Origin of the sequence: Variovorax sp. PAMC 28711 (genome assembly GCF_001577265.1) — a bacterium.
Taxonomy (GTDB): Bacteria; Pseudomonadota; Gammaproteobacteria; order Burkholderiales; family Burkholderiaceae_C; genus Variovorax.
Genome location: NZ_CP014517.1, coordinates 1143766 through 1163907 on the forward strand (window position 1 = coordinate 1143766; position 20142 = coordinate 1163907).

The 20142-nt window shown below is 64.7% G+C and carries 17 protein-coding genes; 2 read left to right on the top strand and 15 right to left on the bottom strand.

Annotated features, from left to right (window positions below; genetic code table 11):
• Window positions 1-19: 19 nt before the first annotated feature.
• The 4 genes from AX767_RS05810 to tal all read right to left on the bottom strand — a co-directional run bounded on the left by AX767_RS05810 (window position 20) and on the right by tal (window position 4424).
• Complete coding sequence (locus AX767_RS05810; protein ID WP_068629471.1) at window positions 20-1327, bottom strand: ABC transporter substrate-binding protein; 1308 nt, start codon at window positions 1325-1327, stop codon at window positions 20-22.
• A gap of 220 nt (window positions 1328-1547) precedes the next feature.
• Complete coding sequence (locus AX767_RS05815) at window positions 1548-1880, bottom strand: DUF805 domain-containing protein (RefSeq protein WP_068633395.1); 333 nt, start codon at window positions 1878-1880, stop codon at window positions 1548-1550.
• A gap of 76 nt (window positions 1881-1956) precedes the next feature.
• Entirely contained in the window at window positions 1957-3477 is a 1521-nt protein-coding gene (gene pgi, locus AX767_RS05820; RefSeq protein ID WP_068629473.1) for a glucose-6-phosphate isomerase, read from the bottom strand.
• Complete coding sequence (tal, locus tag AX767_RS05825; protein WP_068629475.1) at window positions 3474-4424, bottom strand: transaldolase; 951 nt, start codon at window positions 4422-4424, stop codon at window positions 3474-3476. The genes pgi and tal overlap by 4 nt, the downstream gene beginning before the upstream one ends.
• A 167-nt stretch (window positions 4425-4591) precedes the next feature.
• Here tal and AX767_RS05830 point away from each other — a divergent pair, with 167 nt between their 5' ends.
• Window positions 4592-5293 carry a lipocalin family protein gene (locus AX767_RS05830; protein WP_068629477.1) on the top strand — a complete coding sequence of 234 codons (702 nt, stop codon included), beginning with the start codon at window positions 4592-4594 and terminating at the stop codon, window positions 5291-5293.
• Here AX767_RS05830 and AX767_RS05835 read toward each other — a convergent pair.
• Genes AX767_RS05835 through AX767_RS05850 form a run of 4 tightly spaced genes read right to left on the bottom strand, consistent with a single transcriptional unit; the run spans window position 5277 to window position 10200 of the window.
• Entirely contained in the window at window positions 5277-5930 is a 654-nt protein-coding gene (locus tag AX767_RS05835; protein WP_068629479.1) for an HAD family hydrolase, read from the bottom strand. The genes AX767_RS05830 and AX767_RS05835 overlap by 17 nt on opposite strands.
• Before the next feature lie 11 nt (window positions 5931-5941).
• Window positions 5942-6985, bottom strand: a complete 1044-nt coding sequence (locus AX767_RS05840) for an ABC transporter ATP-binding protein (protein WP_068629481.1) — start codon at window positions 6983-6985, stop codon at window positions 5942-5944.
• A complete protein-coding gene (locus AX767_RS05845) occupies window positions 6982-9186 on the bottom strand; it encodes an ABC transporter permease (RefSeq protein ID WP_068629483.1) in 2205 nt (734 codons plus the stop codon). The genes AX767_RS05840 and AX767_RS05845 overlap by 4 nt, the downstream gene beginning before the upstream one ends.
• Window positions 9187-9189: 3 nt before the next feature.
• Complete coding sequence (locus AX767_RS05850) at window positions 9190-10200, bottom strand: ABC transporter substrate-binding protein (RefSeq protein WP_068629485.1); 1011 nt, start codon at window positions 10198-10200, stop codon at window positions 9190-9192.
• A 141-nt stretch (window positions 10201-10341) separates the two neighbouring features.
• On the opposite strand from AX767_RS05850, the gene zwf reads away from it, so the two are divergent.
• Window positions 10342-11817 carry a glucose-6-phosphate dehydrogenase gene (gene zwf / locus AX767_RS05855; RefSeq protein ID WP_068629487.1) on the top strand — a complete coding sequence of 492 codons (1476 nt, stop codon included), beginning with the start codon at window positions 10342-10344 and terminating at the stop codon, window positions 11815-11817.
• A gap of 14 nt (window positions 11818-11831) precedes the next feature.
• On the opposite strand, the gene AX767_RS05860 is transcribed toward zwf, so the two are convergent.
• From AX767_RS05860 to AX767_RS05890, 7 genes are all read right to left on the bottom strand, one after another.
• Window positions 11832-12842, bottom strand: a complete 1011-nt coding sequence (locus AX767_RS05860) for an ABC transporter ATP-binding protein (protein ID WP_068629489.1) — start codon at window positions 12840-12842, stop codon at window positions 11832-11834.
• The gene (locus tag AX767_RS05865) at window positions 12839-13834 is read right to left on the bottom strand and encodes an ABC transporter ATP-binding protein (protein ID WP_068629490.1); all 996 of its coding nucleotides are present in this window, start codon (window positions 13832-13834) and stop codon (window positions 12839-12841) included. Before AX767_RS05865 ends, AX767_RS05860 begins: the two co-directional genes overlap by 4 nt.
• Entirely contained in the window at window positions 13831-14742 is a 912-nt protein-coding gene (locus AX767_RS05870; RefSeq protein ID WP_068629492.1) for an ABC transporter permease, read from the bottom strand. Before AX767_RS05870 ends, AX767_RS05865 begins: the two co-directional genes overlap by 4 nt.
• A 40-nt stretch (window positions 14743-14782) precedes the next feature.
• Entirely contained in the window at window positions 14783-16366 is a 1584-nt protein-coding gene (locus AX767_RS05875) for an ABC transporter substrate-binding protein (RefSeq protein ID WP_068629494.1), read from the bottom strand.
• A 50-nt stretch (window positions 16367-16416) separates the two neighbouring features.
• The gene (locus tag AX767_RS05880; RefSeq protein WP_082754847.1) at window positions 16417-17700 is read right to left on the bottom strand and encodes a M20 aminoacylase family protein; all 1284 of its coding nucleotides are present in this window, start codon (window positions 17698-17700) and stop codon (window positions 16417-16419) included.
• Window positions 17700-18680, bottom strand: coding sequence for an ABC transporter permease (locus AX767_RS05885; RefSeq protein ID WP_068629496.1), 981 nt, complete (start codon window positions 18678-18680; stop codon window positions 17700-17702). The genes AX767_RS05880 and AX767_RS05885 overlap by 1 nt, the downstream gene beginning before the upstream one ends.
• A gap of 140 nt (window positions 18681-18820) precedes the next feature.
• On the bottom strand, window positions 18821-20086 hold the full coding sequence (locus tag AX767_RS05890; RefSeq protein ID WP_068629498.1) for a porin: 1266 nt from the start codon (window positions 20084-20086) through the stop codon (window positions 18821-18823).
• Window positions 20087-20142: the final 56 nt, after the last annotated feature.

Consider the following 20142-nt stretch of genomic DNA (forward strand, 5'->3'; position numbering starts at 1 on the left):
CCTGGCAGGCCGGAGGCGGTTACTTGTAGTACCCGCCCTTTTTCATCTCACGTTCTGCGGCGGTCTGCGACGTCTTGAGGGCCTGGTCCACCGTCACCTTGCCGGCGAGCGCTGCACTCATCTGCTGGCCGACGGCCACACCGATCGCCTGGAACTCCGGAATCGCTGCGTACTGCACGCCGATGTACGGCGACTTCGGCAGCGTGCTGTCGGTCAGGTTGGCCGAATCGATCGCCTTCTTTTCGGCAGCGGCGAACTTGGCAGCCTTCTGGAACTCCGGATTGGCATAGGTCGACTTGCGCGTGCCGGTCGGCACCGATGCCCAGCCGGTTTCCTTGGCGACCAAATTGATGTAGTCCTTGGACGTTGCCCACTTGATGAAGGTCTGGGCCGCAGCGTCTTTCGACGAGCTGGCGGGAATCGCCAGGTTCCACGACCAGAGCCAGTTGGCACCCTTGGGCGTGGAGGCGGTCGGCGCCTGGGCGAAGGCCACCTTGTCGGCGACCTTCGACTGCTTCGGATCGGAGATGAACGACGCAGCGATCGTGGCATCGACCCACGCGGCGCACTTGCCTTCGTTGAACAGCGCGAGGTTCTCGTTGAAGCTGTTGGCCGACGCGCCCGGCGGGCCGTCCTTCTTCATCATGTCGACGTAGAAGGTGATCGCGTCCTTCCAGGGCTTGGTGTCGATCTGCGGCTTCCACTGCATGTCGAACCACTGGCCGCCGTGGGTGTTCACCAGCGTGGTCAGGAAGGCCATGTTGTCGCCCCAGCCCGGCTTGCCGCGCAGGCACATGCCGTAGACGCCCGCCTTCGGGTCGTTGGCCTTGTCGGCGAAGTCCCTGACCTGCGCCCAGGTCGGCTGGTCGGGCATCTTGATGCCGAGCTTGTCGGCCAGGTCCTTGCGGTACATGAGCATCGAGCTTTCGCCGTAGAACGGTGCCGCGAAGAGCTTGCCGTCGAGCGAGAGGCCGCTGCGAATGGCGGGGAGGATGTCGTCGACGTCGTAGGCGGCGTCGGTCGCGATCGGCTTGAGCCAGCCCTTCTTCGACCAGATCGGCGCTTCATAGAGCCCGATGGTCATCACGTCGAACTGGCCGCCCTTGGTGGCGATGTCGGTCGTCACGCGCTGGCGCAGCGTGCCTTCTTCCAGCGTGACCCATTTGAGCTTGATGTCGGGGTTGGCTTTTTCGAAGATCGGCGTGAGTTTCTGCATCTCGATCATGTGGCCGTTGTTGACGGTGGCGATGACCAGTTCGGTGGCTGCGTGGGCCACGCCCGCGGCGGCGAGTGCGACGACGAGGCCGGCTTTGACGAAACGCTTCATGAAATGTCTCCTGTTGTAGGCAGCGACCGTCGATCGCCGTGCCGGGATTCTGAGGATTCGGCGTTGCAGTTTTGGTACTTCATCCGCCCGTGCTGATACTTTCACGCACCGTTTGCCTAGTGAAATCCCTGATCCTGGCAATACAGGATGTAACCGTTTGGGCGGGCGCAAAGAAAAAGGCCGCACAGGGCGGCCTTTGACAACAGGAAAGCGTTGCGGCTCAGGCCGTCGGCGGTGCGCCGTAGGCGTTGCTTTCCGGCTGGCTCGGCTGCACCAGGAAATACAGCAACACGAAGTTGGCGATCGGGATCAGGCCAAGCAGCAGAAACCAGCCGCTCTTGCCGATGTCGTGCAGGCGGCGGGCGCCCACGGCGAGTGCAGGGAGGATCAAGGCGAGTGCGGCCAGAAAGTAGACGTACTCGTGGATGAAGCCGGTGATGATCAGGACGATCACCTCGGCCAGCACGAACCACCAGTACTCGGAACGCGACGCGCGACCGGAAAAATCGACGTACTTGGCAAAGCACGTCTTGACGGATTCCTGAATATTCACAAACAACTCCTCTTTGTTAACCCCGCGGGAAATTCCCCCGGGCATCATATTCGGCGGCACCCCGCCAGAGGCGTGCTCAGGCCGGCTTGAGCCGCACCAAGAGGCCTGCCGTCGACGCGTCCAGGCCGTCCGTAGCGCCCGAAGCGAGACGGGGTTCGATGTCTTTCGCCAGCACCTTGCCGAGCTCGACGCCCCACTGGTCGAAACTGTTGATGCCCCACAGCGCACCGCTCGTGAACACGCGGTGTTCGTACATCGCGAGGAAGGCGCCGAGCGTTTCGGGCGACAGTGTCTCGAACACGAAGAAGGTGCTCGGCCGGTTTCCCGGGAAGTTCTTGTGGCCGCCGGCATCGTGCTGGCCGACCATCAGCGCCTGCGCCTGCGCGATGCAATTGGCGAGCAGTTTGGCGTGGTGGCCTTCGAGGTCGTGCGAGGCATCGCGCACCGCAATGAATTCCAGCGGGGTGACGTCCGTGCCCTGATGCAGCATCTGGAAGTAGGCATGCTGGCCGTTGGTGCCGGGTTCGCCCCAGAGCACCGGCGAGGTGCCGTAAGTCAACGACTGGCCATCGATGTCGACCTGCTTGCCGTTGCTCTCCATCTCGAGTTGCTGCAGGTAGGCAGGCAGCCGCTTGAGCGCGCTGTGGTACGGCGCGATGCTGCGCGTGGTGAAGCGGTGGAAGTTGCGATACCAGACGTCGAGCAGGCCGAGCCGCACGGGCAGGTTCTGCGCCAGCGGCGCGGTGCGAAAGTGCTCGTCCATCGCGTGTGCGCCCGCGAGCATTCCCCGAAATCCCTCGGCGCCGATGGCCAGCGCAATCGGCAGGCCGATGGCCGACCAGAGCGAGTAGCGACCGCCGACCCAGTCCCAGAAACCGAAGGTCGTCGTGATGCCGAACGCCTTCGCGGCCTCGACGTTGGTGGTCAGCGCCGCGAAATGACGCGCAATGTCCAGCCCGCCGGCCCGCTCGAACCAGCGCTTGGCCGACAGCGCGTTGGTCATGGTCTCGGCGGTGGTGAAGGTCTTCGACGCGATCAGGAACAGGGTATGTTCAGGCGCGAGGTCGCGCAGCACGCCGGCCAGTTCGTGGCCATCGACGTTGGAGACGAAGTGAAAGCGCTTGCCCGGCGCGACGAATTCGGCCATGGCGAGCACGGCCATCTGCGGCCCGAGATCGGAGCCGCCGATGCCGATGTTCACCACGTCGGTGATGGTGTGGTCGCCGCGCACGTGCTCCGCGTAAGCGAGCATCGCGTCGAGCGTCTGCAGCACTTCGGGCGTCGCATCCGGGCTGCGCAGCAAGGTGTGAAGTACCGCGCGGTCTTCGGTGCTGTTGATGTGCTTGCCTGCGAACATCGCGTCGCGGTGCGCCTCGAGGCCGCACTCGCGGGCCAGTTCGAACAACAGCTTTTCGGTGGCGACGTCGACAAGATTCTTCGACAGGTCGGCAAACAGAAAAGGCGCTTCCTGGCTGAACGACGCCACACGCGTGGCATCGTTCTTGAACGCTTCACGCAGATCGAAGTCGCGGCCCGACGTGTCGTACTGCGACTGCAGCGAACCCCATGCGCTCGTGCGGTCGCAGCGCGTGCTCATTTCGTCACCATCAACTTTTCGAGCTTGACCGCGTCGGCCGCGAAGGCGCGGATGCCTTCGGCGAGTTTCTCGGTGGCCATCGCATCTTCGTTCATCGCGAAACGGAAAGAAGCTTCGTCGTACGACACCTTCTCGACGTCGATTTTCTTCGCGGCCTCGGCGTCGAGCGCGTGGGTGAGCGGCGCTTCGCTGCCGGCGAGTTCGCCGAGCAGGTCGGGGCTGATCGTGAGCAGGTCGCAACCCGCCAGCGCGGCGATCTGGCCGACGTTGCGGAAGCTCGCACCCATCACCTCGGTGGCGATGCCCTGCTTCTTGTAGTAGTTGTAGATCTGCTGGACCGACTTCACGCCCGGATCGTTGGCGCCCGCGTTGGCTGCCTCGTCCCACTTGGCGCCCGCCGACTTCTTGTACCAGTCGTAGATGCGACCGACGAACGGCGAAATGAGCTTCACGCCTGCGTCGCCGCACGCCACCGCCTGTGCGAACGAGAACAGCAAGGTGAGGTTGGTGTTGATGCCCTTCTTCTGCAGTTCGCGCGCGGCCTCGATGCCTTCCCAGGTGGACGCCACCTTGATGAGCAGGCGCTTCTCGATCTCGATGCCCTCGGCGCGGTACAGCGCGACGATGCGATCGGCGCGCGCAATCGTGCCGGCGGTGTCGAAGCTCAGGCGCGCATCGACTTCGGTAGACACGCGGCCCGGAATGATCGAGAGAATTTCAGTCCCGAAGCGCACGAGCAGCCGGTCGATCACTTCGTCGAGCGGCTTGCCCTTGTGCTTGGCGACGGTCTCTTCCAGCAAGGGCCGGTAGGCGTCGTTCTGCACGGCTTTGAGGATGAGCGACGGATTGGTCGTCGCGTCGGTCGGCTTGAACTTGGCAAAGTCGTTGAAGTTGCCGGTGTCGGCCACCACGGTGGTCCATTGGCGGAGAGCGTCGAGTTGGTTCATCGAATCATTATCCTGCGCACTTCCGCGCTGTTCACACGTTGTTGACGAAGCCGGATGCTCTGGTGCGGGCATTGCGCCCGACGCCGACAGCCCCCGTGGTCCGTTGCTGACGCGGCACCGGGAAAGCCGCGGCTATCCTTCAACGCTGTTCTATCAGGAGGAAAACCATGTCCTTTCGCTTCTCCCGCAACGAACTGGCATCCCCGCCATCGAGTTCCGCCGAGCACGACCGCGCGCGCAGCGTGTCCATCGGCACGCTGGCCGCTGCCTTTTGCGTGGGCGGCGTGGTGGCCCTGATCGCGCTGAGCACCGCACGCACGGCGCGGGCTCAGACTGGCGCCGGCCCGGCCGATGGCGCGCCGCTCATGCGCGCGCCGCTGCAAGTGGTCGCGCCGGTGGACCTGAAGCGCTACGCCGGTTTGTGGCACGAGCAGGCACGCTTGCCGAATCGGTTCGAGAAAAAATGCGTCGGGCCGGTCACCGCCGAGTACACGCCGCAGGAAGACGGCACGGTGCAAGTGGTCAATCGATGCGGGCTGGCCGACGGCCAATTCGATGAGGTCGCCGGGTCGGCACGGGTCGTTCCAGTGGCCGGCCAGCCCGGAGCCGGACGTCTCGAAGTGCGCTTCGCACCGGCATGGTTGAGCTGGTTGCCCGCTGTGTGGGGCGACTACTGGATCCTGAAGCTCGACCGCGACTACCAGGTCGCGCTCGTCGGCGCGCCGAACCGCGACTATCTGTGGGTGCTGTCGCGCACGCCGAAGCTGGACGAGGCGACGCTGCGCGAGCAACTCGAGTACGCGCGCAGTCTTGGCTTCGATGTCGACAAGGTCGTCCGCACAGGCGAGACCGTCACGACGGCGCGTTGAGACCTGGCGAGACGCGATGCGTCAAGGCGTGTGCGAGCTGCTGGGGAAGCGCGCTCGGGGCTTCGCAATGGATCGCCTGCCAGCCGAACCTTCGTGCGGCGTCGACGTTCGCGATCGAGTCGTCGATGAAGATCGTCTCTGCCGCGTCGAGACCGTAGCGCGTCGCCAGCAGCTCGTAGATTTCGCGCTGTGGCTTGATCAACTTCACATCGCCTGAAAAGATCCCGCCCTCGAACCACGGCAAGAAAAGCCCCCGCGCCTCGAGCGCTCGCGCGTAGGGCACCGACATGTTCGAGAGGTAGTAAAGATGCAGGTCTTCCCCTGCATCCCTGCGCTGGCGCAGTGTGTCCAAGAGGTTCACCGTCACCGGGACAGGCTGCAGCCGCTCGCCCATCGGCGCCAGAAAGTCGCTCAGCGTGTTGGGCGGCAGGGAAAGCCGCTTGGCCATGCGCCCCACTGCGACTTCCAGCGGATGCGTGCCGCGATCGAATCCCCACCAGTCCTCATGGCCGAACATCGCGCGAGCCAATGCGTGTGCGGCTTCCGCCGTCGGCGCATGGAGACCCAGATGCGTCCGCACCAGTGCCACCGGCTCCCACTCGAGCAGCACGGCGCCGAAATCGAAGACGATGTTCATCGGCGCAGGACTCAGGCGGCGCCTGTCACGACCGACACACCATGGCTGGCCAGCGCCAAGGTGGTTTGGGCGCCGACAGCCAGCGGATGCGACAGGTCGGACGACACCACGAAGACCGACCCCAGCGCGGTGTCGAAGTTGTACTCGTAGAAGCTGCCGAGATAGGTCGACTTGGTACAGCGCGCGTCCAGCCCGACAGCCGCGCCGATCTGCCAGGCCTCGGGCCGCACAGCGACTTTCACAACGCCGGGCGGCACGTTGTAGCGCGGCGCCAGCGTCAACGGGCCGAGCGCCACGCGGCCGTCGGGTTGCGCCACCGCCGGGAACACCATCGCCTCGCCCATGAAGCCGGCGACGAATTCGCTCTCGGGCTTGCCGTACAAAGCCTCGGGCGTGCCGCGCTGCGCGATCACGCCATGGTCCATCACGATGATCTGGTCGCTGACCGCGAGCGCTTCGCTCTGGTCGTGCGTGACATAGGCGACCGTGAGTCTCAGGCGCTGCTGGATGGCGCGGATCTCTTCGCGCATCTCGCGGCGCAGGCGCGCGTCGAGATTGGAGAGTGGCTCGTCGAACAGCAGCACCGCGGGCTCCAGCACCAATGCGCGCGCCAGCGCCACGCGCTGCTGCTGGCCGCCCGAAAGTTCGCTCGGCAGCCGCTCGTCGAAGCCGACCAGGCCGACGCCGCGCAGCGCCTCGCGCGCCCGGGAGGTGGTCTCCTCTTTCTTGACGCCGCTCATGCGCAATCCGTAACCGACGTTCTCGATGACGTTCATGTGCGGGAACAGCGCATAGCTCTGGAACATCATGCTGACATTGCGGTCGGCCGGGCCGAGCGTGGTGACGTCGCGCCCGCCCATGACGATCGAACCCGACGTCGGCGATTCGAGCCCCGCGATCATCCGCAGCGTGGTCGTCTTGCCGCAGCCCGACGGGCCCAGGATGGTGGTCAGCGTGCCTTCGGGCACCTCGAAGCTGATGCCCTTGACCGCGAGCGGCGCGCGCGGGTCGGTGCCGTAGCGCTTGGTGATGTCCTTGAAAACGATGCCGCTCATGCCAGTCTTTCGGTAGTGGGTGGGCCCGCCTTGCGGCGGCCCAGCTTGCGTTCGCCGACCACGAACTGGATCAGCGCGATGGCCGCCGACATCAGCACGATGAGCACCGTGCAATACGCCAGCGCGACGCCGTAGTCGCCATTGCCGACGCGGCCGATGATGTAGGTGGTCGCGAGTTCGTTCTCGGCCGTGACCAGGAAGATGACCGCGCTCACCGTCGTCATGGAGCGCACGAAGCTGTACACCAGCGCGGCCACCAGCGCCGGCTTCAACAGCGGCAGCACGACCTTGAAAAGCGTCTGCGAGGTCGACGCACGCAGCATCAGCGAGGCTTCGTCGAGCGAGCGGTCGAGTTGCTTGAACGCCGCCGTGCCCGCCCGCACACCCACCGGCAGGTTCCGGAACATGAAGCACAACACGATGATGAGGCCGGTGCCCGTGAGCTCCAGCGGCGGTACGTTGAACGCGAGGATGTAGCTCACCCCGAGCACGGTGCCGGGAATCGCGAACGCCAGCAGCGCCGCGAACTCGAAAGCGCCCTGCCCTTTGAACTCGTTGCGCGCCAGCAGCCACGCGATCAGCAGGCCCAGCGTCGCGGTGATCGGTGCCGAGATCGCGGCCAGCTTCACCGTGGTGATGAGCGAGTTCCACGCGGTGCCGGCCCACACCAGACCGAACTGTCCCCACTCCAGCGAGAACGCCGTCTTGAAGTGGTTCAGCGTGAGCGTGTAGTCGCGACCCCAGGTCTGGACGAAGCCGCCCGCGAAGGCGAAGAGATAGACCACCAGCGTGAACACAATCCACGGGAACGCGATCGAATAGATGGTACGGCGCACGCCGTCGGGCAGCGGCATCGGAATGCCGGCGTCGCCCTTGCCGCTCACGGTCGTGTAGTTCTTCTTGCCGAGCACGCCGCGCTGCAATGCGAACACACCGAGCGCGAAGAAGGTGAGGATCCACGCGAGCGAGGCCGCACGGCCCGGATCGTTCTGGGCGCCGACGATCGCGAAGAAGATGTCGGTCGACAGCACGGAGTAGTCGCCGCCGACGACGATCGGATTGCCGAAGTCCGCGATGCTTTCGATGAAGCCGACGAGGAACGCGTTGGCCAGTCCGGGCTTGAGCAACGGCAGCGTCACGGTGAAAAACGTGCGACGGCGGTCGGCGCGCAGCATCAGCGCCGCTTCTTCCAGGCTCGGCGCGATGCCCTGCACCACGCCGCGCATGATCATGAAAGCGATCGGCGTGAACGCGAAGAGTTGCGCAATGACCAACCCCTTGAGCCCATAGAACCAGCGCGACGGCTCGACGCCGAACAGGCTTTCCAGCACCTGGTTCACCACACCCGCGCGGCCGAACAGCAGGATCAGCCCGAGCCCGACCACGAAAGGCGGCGTGATGATCGGCAACAGCGCCAGCACGCGCAGCGGCCCTTGCCAGCGCTTGTGGCCGCGCTCGGCCATCAACGCCATCAAGGTGCCGAGAAAAGTGGTGCCCGCCGCCACGATGAGAGCGAGCGCGAGCGTGTTCCAGGCAACCCCGCAACGCACGCCGCCCACCACGCAGCTCAGGCCCCAGATGCGCTCGGTGAAAACGCGCGTGACGAAAGCCGACAACGACCATTGCCCCTCTTCAGTGAGGAACGCGCCGGCCAGTGCCTTGCTCACCGGGTAGGCGATGAACAGCGCCATCAGCACGCCGCAGCCGATGACCGCACCGGAAACGAAGAGATCTCCCTTGAAGAAACCGAGCCGGGCCAGCCCGAAGGCCGCCAGCAGGATCAGCGCGACCAACACGACGAAGCCGCCGGCGCCGATGCCGAACTGGTTGATCGCCAGTTCGCCGAACGTGGTGTTGAAGAAGGCGCTGCTCCAGCCGCGCGCACCGATCAGGAAGCCGCTGACCGCCAGCCCGGCCGCGCCGACCAGCCCGCCCGCCAACAACCAGCGCCCTTGTGCGCGGCCCGCCGGCAGCGCGGCGCCGATGGCGCAGAGCGCCAACCCTGCCACGCCGAGGAAGAGCCAGTCGCGCCCTTGCATCGCGGCCTGCAGCACGCCGTTGGCAGCCTCGCCGCTGGCGAACACCCGCGGCAGTGCTTCATACCAACTCGTGTCCTGAATCGCGTACCAGGGCAGGACCAGATAACCCAGCAATCCGGCCGCGAGACAGAACCAGATCGCGGCGTTGGGACGGCGGTTCACCGGTCAGCGCGGCAGCGAATTGACTTCTTTTTCCCAACGCGCAATCAGGCGCCGGCGCTCCGAGCTCTCGCCGTACTTCTTGTAGTCGTAATTGATGAGCTTGATCTTCTTGAAATCGGGCACGTTGGCATCGACCACCGTGGCCTTGTTCGACGGCAGCTGATACTGCTTGGACGCCGCGCCGAAGGCCTGCGCAGCAGGCGTCAACGCCCACTCGTAGAACTTCTTGGCCTGATCGAGGTTGCGCGCGCCCTTGATGATGCTCATCGAGCCGATCTCGGCGCCGGTGCCTTCGGCCGGCGTCACGGTCTCGACCGGAAAGCCCTGCATCTTTTCCTGCGGCGCGTCGTGCACGAAGCTGATCGACACCGCCGTTTCGCCGCGCGCCACCGCCTTGATCGGGCCGGTGCCCGACCGGGTGTATTGGCCGACGTTCTTGTGCAGGCCCTTGAGGTAGTCGAAGGCCTTGTCTTCGCCCATGAGTTGCACGAGCGTGGCAATCATCGTGTAGGCCGTGCCGCTCGAAGCGGGGTTCGCCACCTGGATGTCGCCCTTGTATTCGGGCTTCAGCAGGTCGGCCCAGGTCATGGGCACGGCCAGCTTTTTCTTCTTGAGCAGCTCGGTGTTGTAGCCGAAGCCGAGCGGCCCCGAGTAGATGCCGACCGTTTTGTAGCCGGACTGCTGCGCCTGCTGTTGCGCCCACGGATAAAGCTGCGGCAAGGACGGCGACTTGTATTCGAGCGTGAGGCCGGACTCGGCCGCCTGAAGGTGGGGGTCGCCGGTGCCACCGAACCACACGTCGGTCTTCGGGTTCTCCTTTTCGGCGACCAGCTGCGCCAGCGCCTCGCCGGAGCCCTTGAGCGCGAGGTTGATCTTGACGCCCGTCGTGCGCGCATAGACCGTGGCGATCATGTTGCACCAGTCGGCCTGGACCGAGCAGATCACGTTGACCTGTTGTGCCGATGCGGCTGCCGACAGACCCATCAGCGCCGCAGCGCACAAAAATTTCTTCATACAACCTCGAGCTTCAAAAAAACGAAATGGCCCCTCAGGCCGCTCGCGAGCATACCGCCGCTGGCACGGTTCAAGCATCGGTGCAACTACCATTAAAGTGGCAGCTGATTCGGCACTTCCCACCACACGGATTTCCCTCCCATGAGCTTCGATCTCGTTCTGTTCGGCGGCACCGGCGACCTCGCCTGGCGCAAGCTGATGCCCGCGCTGTTCCAGGCGTTCCGCCACGGCAGTCTGCCGCCGGGCGGTCGCATCATCGGTGTCGCGCGCGACGATCATTCGGACGATCAGTACCGCGAGCTGATCTCGTCGCGCTTCAAGGCCGTGGAAGGCGCCAAGCGGCCGAGCGAAGAAGAATTCAAGGAATTCGCGTCGATGCTGTACTACCTGCGGCTCGACCTGTCCAAGCCAGCCGACTACGGGCGGCTGGCCGACATGCTCAAGTCACGCAACGCCGACACCGTCGTGATGTACGTCGCCACCGCGCCGGCGCTCTTCACGCAAACGGTCGAGCAGATCGCGGCGGCCGGGCTCAACGGGCCGAACACGCGCGTCGTGCTCGAAAAGCCGCTGGGCCACGACCTGGAATCGAACCGCGCCATCAACGCGGCGGTCGGCAAGGTGCTCAACGAGAACCAGGTCTTTCGCATCGACCACTACCTCGGCAAGCCGTCGGTGCAAAACCTGTTCGCGCTGCGCTTCGGCAACTCGCTGTTTGAGCCGATCTGGCGCCGCGAGCACATCGCCAACATCCAGATCACGATCGCCGAAGACCTGGGCGTCGAGAAGCGCGGCGCGTTCTACGACCAGACCGGCGCACTGCGCGACATGGTGCAGAACCACGCGCTGCAGCTGGTGTGCGCGATCGGCATGGAGCCGCCGATCAACGCGCACGCCGACGCGATCCGCGACGAGAAGCTGAAAGTGCTGCGCTCCTTGAAGCGCTGGACGCCGGAGACACTCGGCCTGCACGCGGTGCGCGGCCAGTACACCGCCGGCACGGCCTACGGCGAACGCGTGCCGGGCTACAAGGAAGAGACCGGCGTGCCGCCCGACAGCCGCACCGAAACCTTCGTCGCGCTGCGCACCGAGATCGAAAACTGGCGCTGGGCCGGCGTGCCGATCTACATCCGTACCGGCAAACGGCTGGGTTCGCGCGATGCGCGCATCGAGATGAACTTCCGCCCGGCACCGCATGCGATCTTCCGCACGCCCACCGGCGTGGCGAACAAGCTGGTGATCAACCTGCAACCGAAGGACGGGCTCGAACTGCACCTGCTCGCGCAGGCACAAGACCAGCGCGTGACCACCAAGGGGGGCGTGCGCAGCGGCATGGTGCCGCTGGCGCCGGTGCAACTCGACCTGGATTTCGACAAGCGCTTCGGCACCGAACGCGTCGGTGCCTACGAGCGCCTGCTGCTCGACGTGATCGACGGCCGTCTCAACCTGTTCGTGCGCAGCGACGAGCAGGAAGAAGCCTGGCGCTGGGTCGAGCCGCTGATCGACAGCTGGGGCGCCGACGGCGGTCCGCGTCCTTACGCAGCCGGCACCTGGGGCCCGAGCGCGTCGAGCGCGATGATCGCGCGTGACGGCTTCTCCTGGAGTGAAGAACAGTAGCGCCTGGATCCGGCCTAGATACGGCCTTCTTCGACCGCGTGGCAGGCGACCTGGGCATCGTCGAAGGTCTGCAACTTCGGCCGTTCCGCCGAGCAGCGCGCGTTGGCGTGCGGGCAGCGTGGGTGAAACGCGCAGCCGGTCGGCGGCGCCAGCGGATTCGGCACCTCGCCCTGAACCGGCGTGCGGTCGCGGCCCGTGGCGTGCATCTGCGGGATCGCGTCGAGCAGCATGCGCGTGTAGGGATGGCGCGGCGTCGCAAACAGCGTGCGCTTGGGCGCGACTTCGACCAGCCGGCCGAGGTACATCACGCCGACGTGGTCGCTCACGTGCTGCACCACCGCGAGGTTGTGCGAAATGAAGAGATAGGTCAGCCCGCGCTCGCGCTGCAGGTCTTTCATGATGTTGAGCACCTGCGCCTGCACGCTCACGTCGAGCGCCGAGGTCGGCTCGTCGCACACCAGGAAATCGGGCGAGGTGGCCAAAGCGCGCGCAATCGAAATGCGCTGGCGCTGTCCGCCCGAGAACTGGTGCGGGTACTTCACGCCGTCGAGCGGGTTGAGGCCGACCGAGCGCAGCAGCTCGCCCACACGCTCCTTGAGCGCACCCTTCTCGGTCACGATGCCGTGCTCGCGCAGCGGCTCGCCGACGATCGACTCCACGGTCCAGCGCGGGTTCAGGCTGGCATACGGATCCTGAAAGATCATCTGGATGCGCTGGCGCAGCGCGCGACCTTGGGTCGAAGCGAAGGTGGCATGCACATCCTCGCCATCGAAGCGCACGCTGCCGCGGCTCGGGCCGTACAGGCCGACCATCAAGCGCGCGACGGTGCTCTTGCCGCAGCCCGATTCGCCGACCAGCGCCATCGTCTGGCCGCGCGGAATCGAAAAGCTCACGCCATCGACCGCATGCAGCAGCAGGCGCGGCTTGCGCTCGATGACGCGGTTGAGCCACGGCGCCGACACGTCGAAGGTGCGGGCCAGGTCGTCGACCTGCACCAGCGCACCGGTAGACAGTTGCGCGCTCATGCGACGAGCTCCTTCGCATGCTGCATGTCGTGCAGCCAGCAGGCGGCTTGCGTCGCACCGGCTTCGATGAGTTCGGGTCGCTCCTGCGTGCAGCGGTCGAAGGCGCGCGGGCAGCGTGGGTGGTAGGCGCACCCCGTCGGGATCGCATTGAGGCGGGGCATGGCACCATCGATCTGGTTCAGGCGATCGCGTTCGATCGCCATGTCGGGAATGGAAGCCATGAGGCCGGCGGTGTAGGGATGCGCAGGCGCATGGATCACTTCGTGCACCGGGCCGATCTCGACGATGCGGCCGGCGTACATCACGGCGACGCGATCGCAGGTTTCGGCGATCACGCCCATGTCGTGCGTGATGAGCATCACCGCAGCGCCGCGCTCCCTGCACAGGCGCTTGAGCAACTGAATGATCTGCGCCTGGATCGACACGTCGAGCGCGGTGGTCGGCTCGTCGGCGACGATCAGCGTCGGCTCGGCGGCCAGCGCCAGTGCGATGACCACCCGCTGCCGCATGCCGCCGGAGAACTGGTGCGGGTAGTGGTCGATGCGCTGAGCAGCGCCCGGAATGCCGGTGTCTTCGAGCAGCGAGATCGCACGACGCCGCGCCTCGGCCTCGTTGACCGGCAGGTGCGCGCGGATGGTCTCGGTGATCTGCCGGCCCACGGTGTAGAGCGGGTTCAGCGAAGTCAGCGGGTCCTGAAAGATGGCACCGATGCGCTTGCCGCGGATGTGCCGCATCTGCTGGTGGTTGAGCTGATCGATGCGCTGGCCTTCGAGCATGATCTGGCCGCTCGCGACGCGGCCCGGCGGCTCGAGCAGGCCGATGATCGATGCGCCGGTCAGCGACTTGCCCGCGCCGGACTCACCGACCACGCCGAGGATTTCCCCGGGTGCGATGTCGAAGGAAATGTCGTCGATCGCGCGCAAGGTGCCGCGTCGGCCGGGAAATTCCACCACGAGGTGCTGGACGTCGAGAAGCTTCGGGTTGGCGCTCATTGCAGCCTCGGGTTGAGCGCATCGCGCAACCAGTCGCCCAGCATGTTCACGCTCAGCACGATGAGCACGAGCGCGCCGCCGGGAAACACCGACAGCCACCACTCGCCCGAGAACAGGAACTGGTTGCCGCTGCTGATGAGCGTGCCGAGCGACGGGGATGTCGGCGGCACGCCGACGCCGAGGAACGACAGCGTCGCCTCGGTGATGATCGCCGTCGCGACCTGGATGGTGGCGAGCACGAACACCGGCCCCATCACGTTGGGCAGCACGTGACGCGCCATGATGCGCAGCGGTGGCACGCCGGTCACGCGCGCGGCCTGCACGTATTCCTTGTTGCGCTCGACCATCGTGGAGCCGCGCACGGTGCGCGCGTAGTCGACCCACTTGGTGAGCGAGATGGCGAGGATGAGCACGCCGAATGCCACGGTGTTCTGCGCATTCGGAAAGAGTGCGCGCCCCACGCCGGCAATCAACAGCGCCACCAGGATCGTCGGGAACGACAGCATCACGTCGCACAGCCGCATGAGGAAGCTGTCGATCCAGCCGCCGCGGAATCCGGCGAGCAAACCGAGCGCCACGCCCGCGACCATCGAAACGATCACCGACGCGATGCCCACCACCAGCGAGATGCGGGCGCCGTACATCAACGTCGAAAGGATGTCGCGGCCCTGGTCGTCGGTGCCCAGCAGGAAGTTGCGCGAACCGCCGTCGATCCAGGCCGGCGGCAATGCCGCATCCTCGCTTCGCAGGGTGGCGAGGTTGTAGGGATCGTGCGGCGCGATCCATCCGGCGAAGACGGCGCAGAAGACACAGACGAACGCGATCAACGCCGCCGTGATGGCGACGGGTGAATGGCGAAAGCTGTAGCCGACGTCGCTGTCGTACCAGCGAGCGAGAGTTTTTTTCATCGTGTGGGGGTTCGCAGGGGCCCATGCCCCGTCAACGTGTTTACTTCTTAATGCTCATCCACTTGAAGTACATGAAGTTGTCGGCGAGTTGTGCGAGTTCGACCTTCTTGCTGACGCCCCAGGCCAGCGATTGCTGGTGCAGCGGCAGATGGCCCACGTCTTCTGCATGCAGTGCAAAAGCCTGCTTGATGAGTTCGTTGCGCTTGGTCTTGTCGGTCTCGGCCTGGATCTGGTTGGTCAGGGCGTCCAGCTTCGGATTGCAATAGGCGCCGAGGTTGAACTGGCCCGTGCCCTTGTCGTCCGGGCAAGCAGTGAGCGAGCTCAGCGCGTTGTGCGCGTCGTACGTGGTGGGCGTCCAGCCGAGCAGGTAGAAGCTGGTGTCGCGGCGCAGGACCTTGGGGAAGTAGGTGCCTTTGGTCTCGGTCGCGAGGTTGATCTTCACGCCGATCTTCGCGAGGCTGGAAGCCACGCTCTGGCAGATCTGACCGTCGTTCACGTAACGGTCGTTCGGGCAGTTCATCGTCACTTCGAAGCCGTTGGGGTAACCGGCTTCGGTCAAGAGCTTCTTGGCCGCTTCGACGTCGTAGGGCAAGCGCTTGTCCTGTGCTTCGGTCCAGCCATTGATGCCCGGGCCGACCAGCAGCGCGGTCGGGCGCGATGCGCCGCGCATCACGGTGCGCTGGATGCCGGCGATGTCGATCGCCTGGTAGAACGCCTGGCGAACGCGCTTGTCCTTGAACGGGTTCTTGCCCTTCACGCTGGAATACAGCAGCTCGTCGCGCTTCTGGTCCATGCCCAGGAAGATGGTGCGCAGTTCGGGGCCGGTGATCACGCGCGCCGTCGGGCTCGCGTTGATGCGGGCGATGTCCTGCACGGGCACGGGTTCCATCACATCGACTTCGCCGGACACCAGCGCCGCGACGCGCGTGGCCGGGTTGGCGATCGGCGTGAAGATCACTTCCTGCACGTTGCCTTCGATCTTGCCCCAGTAGGTGCCGTTGCGCGTGAACACGGTGCGCACGTTGGGCTGGCGCTCGCGCACGCGGAACGGACCGGTGCCGTTGGCCTTGAAAGATGCGGTGTTCTCGATGCCCTTGCGGCGATCGACGGGCTTGGTCGCGCCGTTCTCTTCGCACCACTTCTTGCTCATGATCATGGTGAGCGAGATGACGTCCGGCAGGATCGGGAACGGCCCAGCCGTTTCGATGTCCACGGCGAAATCACCGGCCTTGCGCACTTCCTTGACCGAGCTGATGGTCGACTGCATGTCGGAGCCTTCGCCCTTGGCGCGCTGGAAACTGAAGACGACGTCGTCGGCCGTGAACGGCGTGCCGTCGTGGAATTGAACGCCCTTGCGCAATTCGAAGCGCCAGACCGTCGGCGACGTCTGCTTCCAGCTGGTGGCGAGCAAGGGCGCGAGGCTCAGGTCCTTGTTGCGACCGACGAGCGTTTCATACACGTTGGCATCGACGCTCAGCTGAAGCGATTCGTTCAGCGAGTGCGGGTCGAGCGACAGTGCATCGCCCTGGTTGGCAATACGGATGGTCTGCGCGCCTGCCATCAAACTGGTCGCTGCCAGCGCGACGAAAACGGACGCTGCGAGCACATTTCGCTTGAAACTCATGGGGAAAACTCCTCGGGGTGTGGGGACAGGGTGAATCGGTAAGGCGGCGATCATGCCGCCATTTGGTGCACGCCGGGCTTGGCGCTTTCCTTGATGGACGACGGCGCAGAACGCGCGGCGCCTTGCAATGGCATGCCCTGCTCGATCAGGCCGGCATGGAGCGCGGCGCCGAGCGGCAGGATCTCGTCGTTGAAGTCGTACCGGCTGTTGTGCAGGAAGGCGCCGCCTCTGGCGTCCTGACCGATGCGCAAATACGCGCCGGGCTTCTTCTGCAGCATGAAGGAGAAGTCTTCGGCGCCCATGCTCGGCTCCATGTGGCGCTCGACGTTTTCGGTGCCGACGAGGCTCTGCGCCACGTCGCCCGCGAAGCGCGCTTCGGCAGCGGTGTTGAGGGTGGCCGGGTAGATGCGCTCGAAGGTGACGGTCGCGCTGGCGCCGAATCCGGCCGCGATGGACGAACACAGTTCGGTCAGGCGCTTCTCGATCTGCATCTGCACCGCGGCACTGAACGTGCGCACCGTGCCCACGAGCACGGCCTTGCCGGGTACGACGCTCATCGCGCCGAGGTCGCCGGCCTGGACCGCGCAGATGCTGACGACGGCCGCGTCGATGGGGCGAACGTTGCGCGACACAATGCTCTGGACCGCCGTGATGATGTGCGCCGAGACCAGCACCGGGTCGACCGTGAGGTACGCGTGCGCGCCGTGGCCGCCTTTGCCAATAACCTCGATCGTGATGCGATCGGCCGCCGCCATCATGGCGCCGCTGTTGAGGCCGATGGTGCCGACCGGCATGGCCGGCCAGTTGTGCATCGCATAGACCGACTGCACGGGAAAGCGGTCGAACAGGCCGTCTTCGATCATCACGCGGGCGCCGGCGTAGCCTTCTTCGCCGGGTTGGAAGATCAACACCGCCGTGCCATCGAAGTTGCGCGTTTCGGCCAGGTAGCGCGCCGCGCCGACCAGCATCGCGGTATGGCCGTCGTGCCCGCAGCCGTGCATGAGTCCTGACTTGGCAGAGCGCCATGCGAAGTCGTTGTCTTCGTTCATGGGCAGTGCGTCCATGTCGGCGCGCAAGCCGATCATTCGGCCGCTGGCGGTCGACCGGCCGCGGATCACCGCGACCAAGCCGGTCTTGCCGATGCCGGTGTGCACTTCATCGACGCCGCAGGCCTTGAGTGCCTCGTGCACGCGGGCGCCGGTGTAGACCTCCTCGAATCCCAGTTCGGGATGCACATGCAGGTCGCGCCGGAAGGCGGCGATCTCGGGATAGAACTTTGCGATGTGGGCGAATGCCCGCCCCGAGACCTGCAGCCGCGATGTCGACGTCGCCATCAATGCCCCCCGAGGGTCGACACGCGCAGCCGCGGGTCGACTGCGAAATACAGTAAATCGACGACCAGATTGATCGTCACGAAAATGAGCGCGATGAGACAAAGATAGGCGGCCATCACGGGAATGTCGGCGTACGTCACGGCCTGGATGAACAGCAGGCCCATGCCGGGCCACTGGAACACGGTCTCGGTGATGATCGCGAAGGCAATGAGCGAGCCGAGTTGCAAGCCCGTGATCGTGATCACAGGCACCATCGTGTTGCGCAGTGCGTGCCCAAAATGGATCGCGCGATCCGACAGGCCACGGGCACGCGCGAACTTGATGTAGTCGGTGCGCAGCACTTCGAGCATTTCAGAACGCACGAGTCGCATGATCAGCGTGAGCTGGAACACCGCGAGCGTGATGGCCGGAAGGATCAGATGACTCCAGCCGTCGCGGGTGAACAACCCGCTGGTCCACCACCCCAGGCTCACGACCTCGCCGCGACCGAAGCTGGGAAGCCAGCCGAGCCACACGGAAAAAACGAGGATCAGCAGAATGCCGATCAAAAAGGTCGGCAGCGACACGCCGAGCAAGGACAGCGCCATCAGCGCCTGACTGCCGAAGGTTCCGCGACGCAGGGCCGCATACACACCCATGGGCAGCCCGACAACGAGCGCCAGCACGGCGGCGACCAAAGACAGTTCCAGCGTGGCCGGGAGGCGTTCGGCAATGAGACGCGACACCTTCGCGCCCTGACGCAGGCTCAGCCCGAATTCGCCCTGCGCCGCATTGACGAGAAAGTGCCAGAACTGCACCGCAAAGGGTTTGTCGAAACCCAGGTCGATGCGCAACTGCCGGATCTGCTCCGGCTTGGCGTCCTGACCCAACAGGAACACGACGGGATCGCCAACGTACTGGAAGAGCAGGAACGCAACGAACGCCACAACGACCATGACGATCACGGCCTGGACCAAACGACGCAATACGAAAACGAACATCAGTGAGTATGTAGGGAACAGCGGAAGACTGAGCAAGCCCTGTGCCGAGCCGCCGTTCTGGCCAATAAAAAAAGCCACCCGACTTGCGTCGAGTGGCTTTTCGAGTCTTTCAACTTTGAACTGGCGAAGCCAGCATCAAATTAGAAAGCGTGACGGACACCGAAGTCGTAGCCGATCGAGGTCTTCGGGCGGTATGCGTAGCCATTTGCAGGTGCAGCAAAGCCAGCGTCGATGTTGCCCGAACCAGCAGTGTAAGCAGCGCCGTTCTTGTTCTTCACGTACGTGCCGGTAGCGTACAGGGCAGTGCGCTTGGACAGGTTGTACACGTAGCCGAGAGCGAACTGATCAGCCTTCGGGTCTTCGTAAGCAGGTGCGAAGAAAGTAGGAAACAGCAGGGGCTGCTGATCAACCTTGAGCTTGACGTGGCCGTACGAAGCGCGGATCAGGCCAGCGCCGATAGGTGCCGTCAAGCCGAGCTGGTAGCCTTCCATCTTGGTCGAAGGATTGAACGCAGGCGCATTGATGCTGCCGGTGTAGTCAACCTTGTTCTTGATGGTGCCGGCGATACCGTAGAGCTTCACGACGCCGAAGTCGTAGCTTGCGCCCACGTTCAGGTCTTTAGCCTTGTTGTCGGTACCAGCCAGGTAGCTGGAGCTGTTGTTCTGCTCGCTGTAAGCGACAGCCACATCCAGCGGGCCGTTGGCGTAGCCGAAGCGACCGCCGACATAACGGCCACCACGGCTGTTGTTGTTCACTGCGCCTTGCAGGCCGTCGTTGGCCTTCAGTTGTTCGCTGAAAGCGTACTGGACTTGACCGTAGAAGCCACCCAGGTTCGGCGGCAGGAAGTAGCCAACCGTGTTACCGGCGCGAACGTTCGACGTTTCCAGGCCCGAAGCCTTCTGGATCAGCGAGGTGCCCGAACCGTTGGTGCCGAACGGGTCGAACACGGTCAGGTTCCAGAACGTTGGCTTGTAATCACGGCCGAGGCGAATTTCACCGAAGCCACCCGACAGGCTCACCGTCGAGCGACGATTGAACTGACCGGTCGTTGCGTTGCTGAATGCCGTGGAGCCGCCCGATGCGCCTTCGTCATTGGCCAGTGCGCCTTCCAGCCAGAAGCCGGCAGCCAAACCGCCGCCCAGGTCTTCCGTACCACGGAAGCCGATGCGGCTGGAGTTGTAGGCCGAGTTGTTCAAGCCGGTCTTGCTCGTCTTGGCCGAGCCAGGCACGCCGTAGAGGGCAAAAGGGTTGTTGATAAGGGCGAGTGGGTTGGCAACAACCAGGTCGGCCTTGTTCGACACGCCGCTGATCGAAGCATCAACCACGCCGAACAGGGTGACGGACGATTGAGCCGAGGCGACGCTAGCGACAGCCAGTGCAGCCAGAGCAATTAGGGATTTTTTCATTGCAAGTTTCTCCAAGGTTAAACATAGGGCTCCGGCGCGAAGGGCTCACTGTGCTC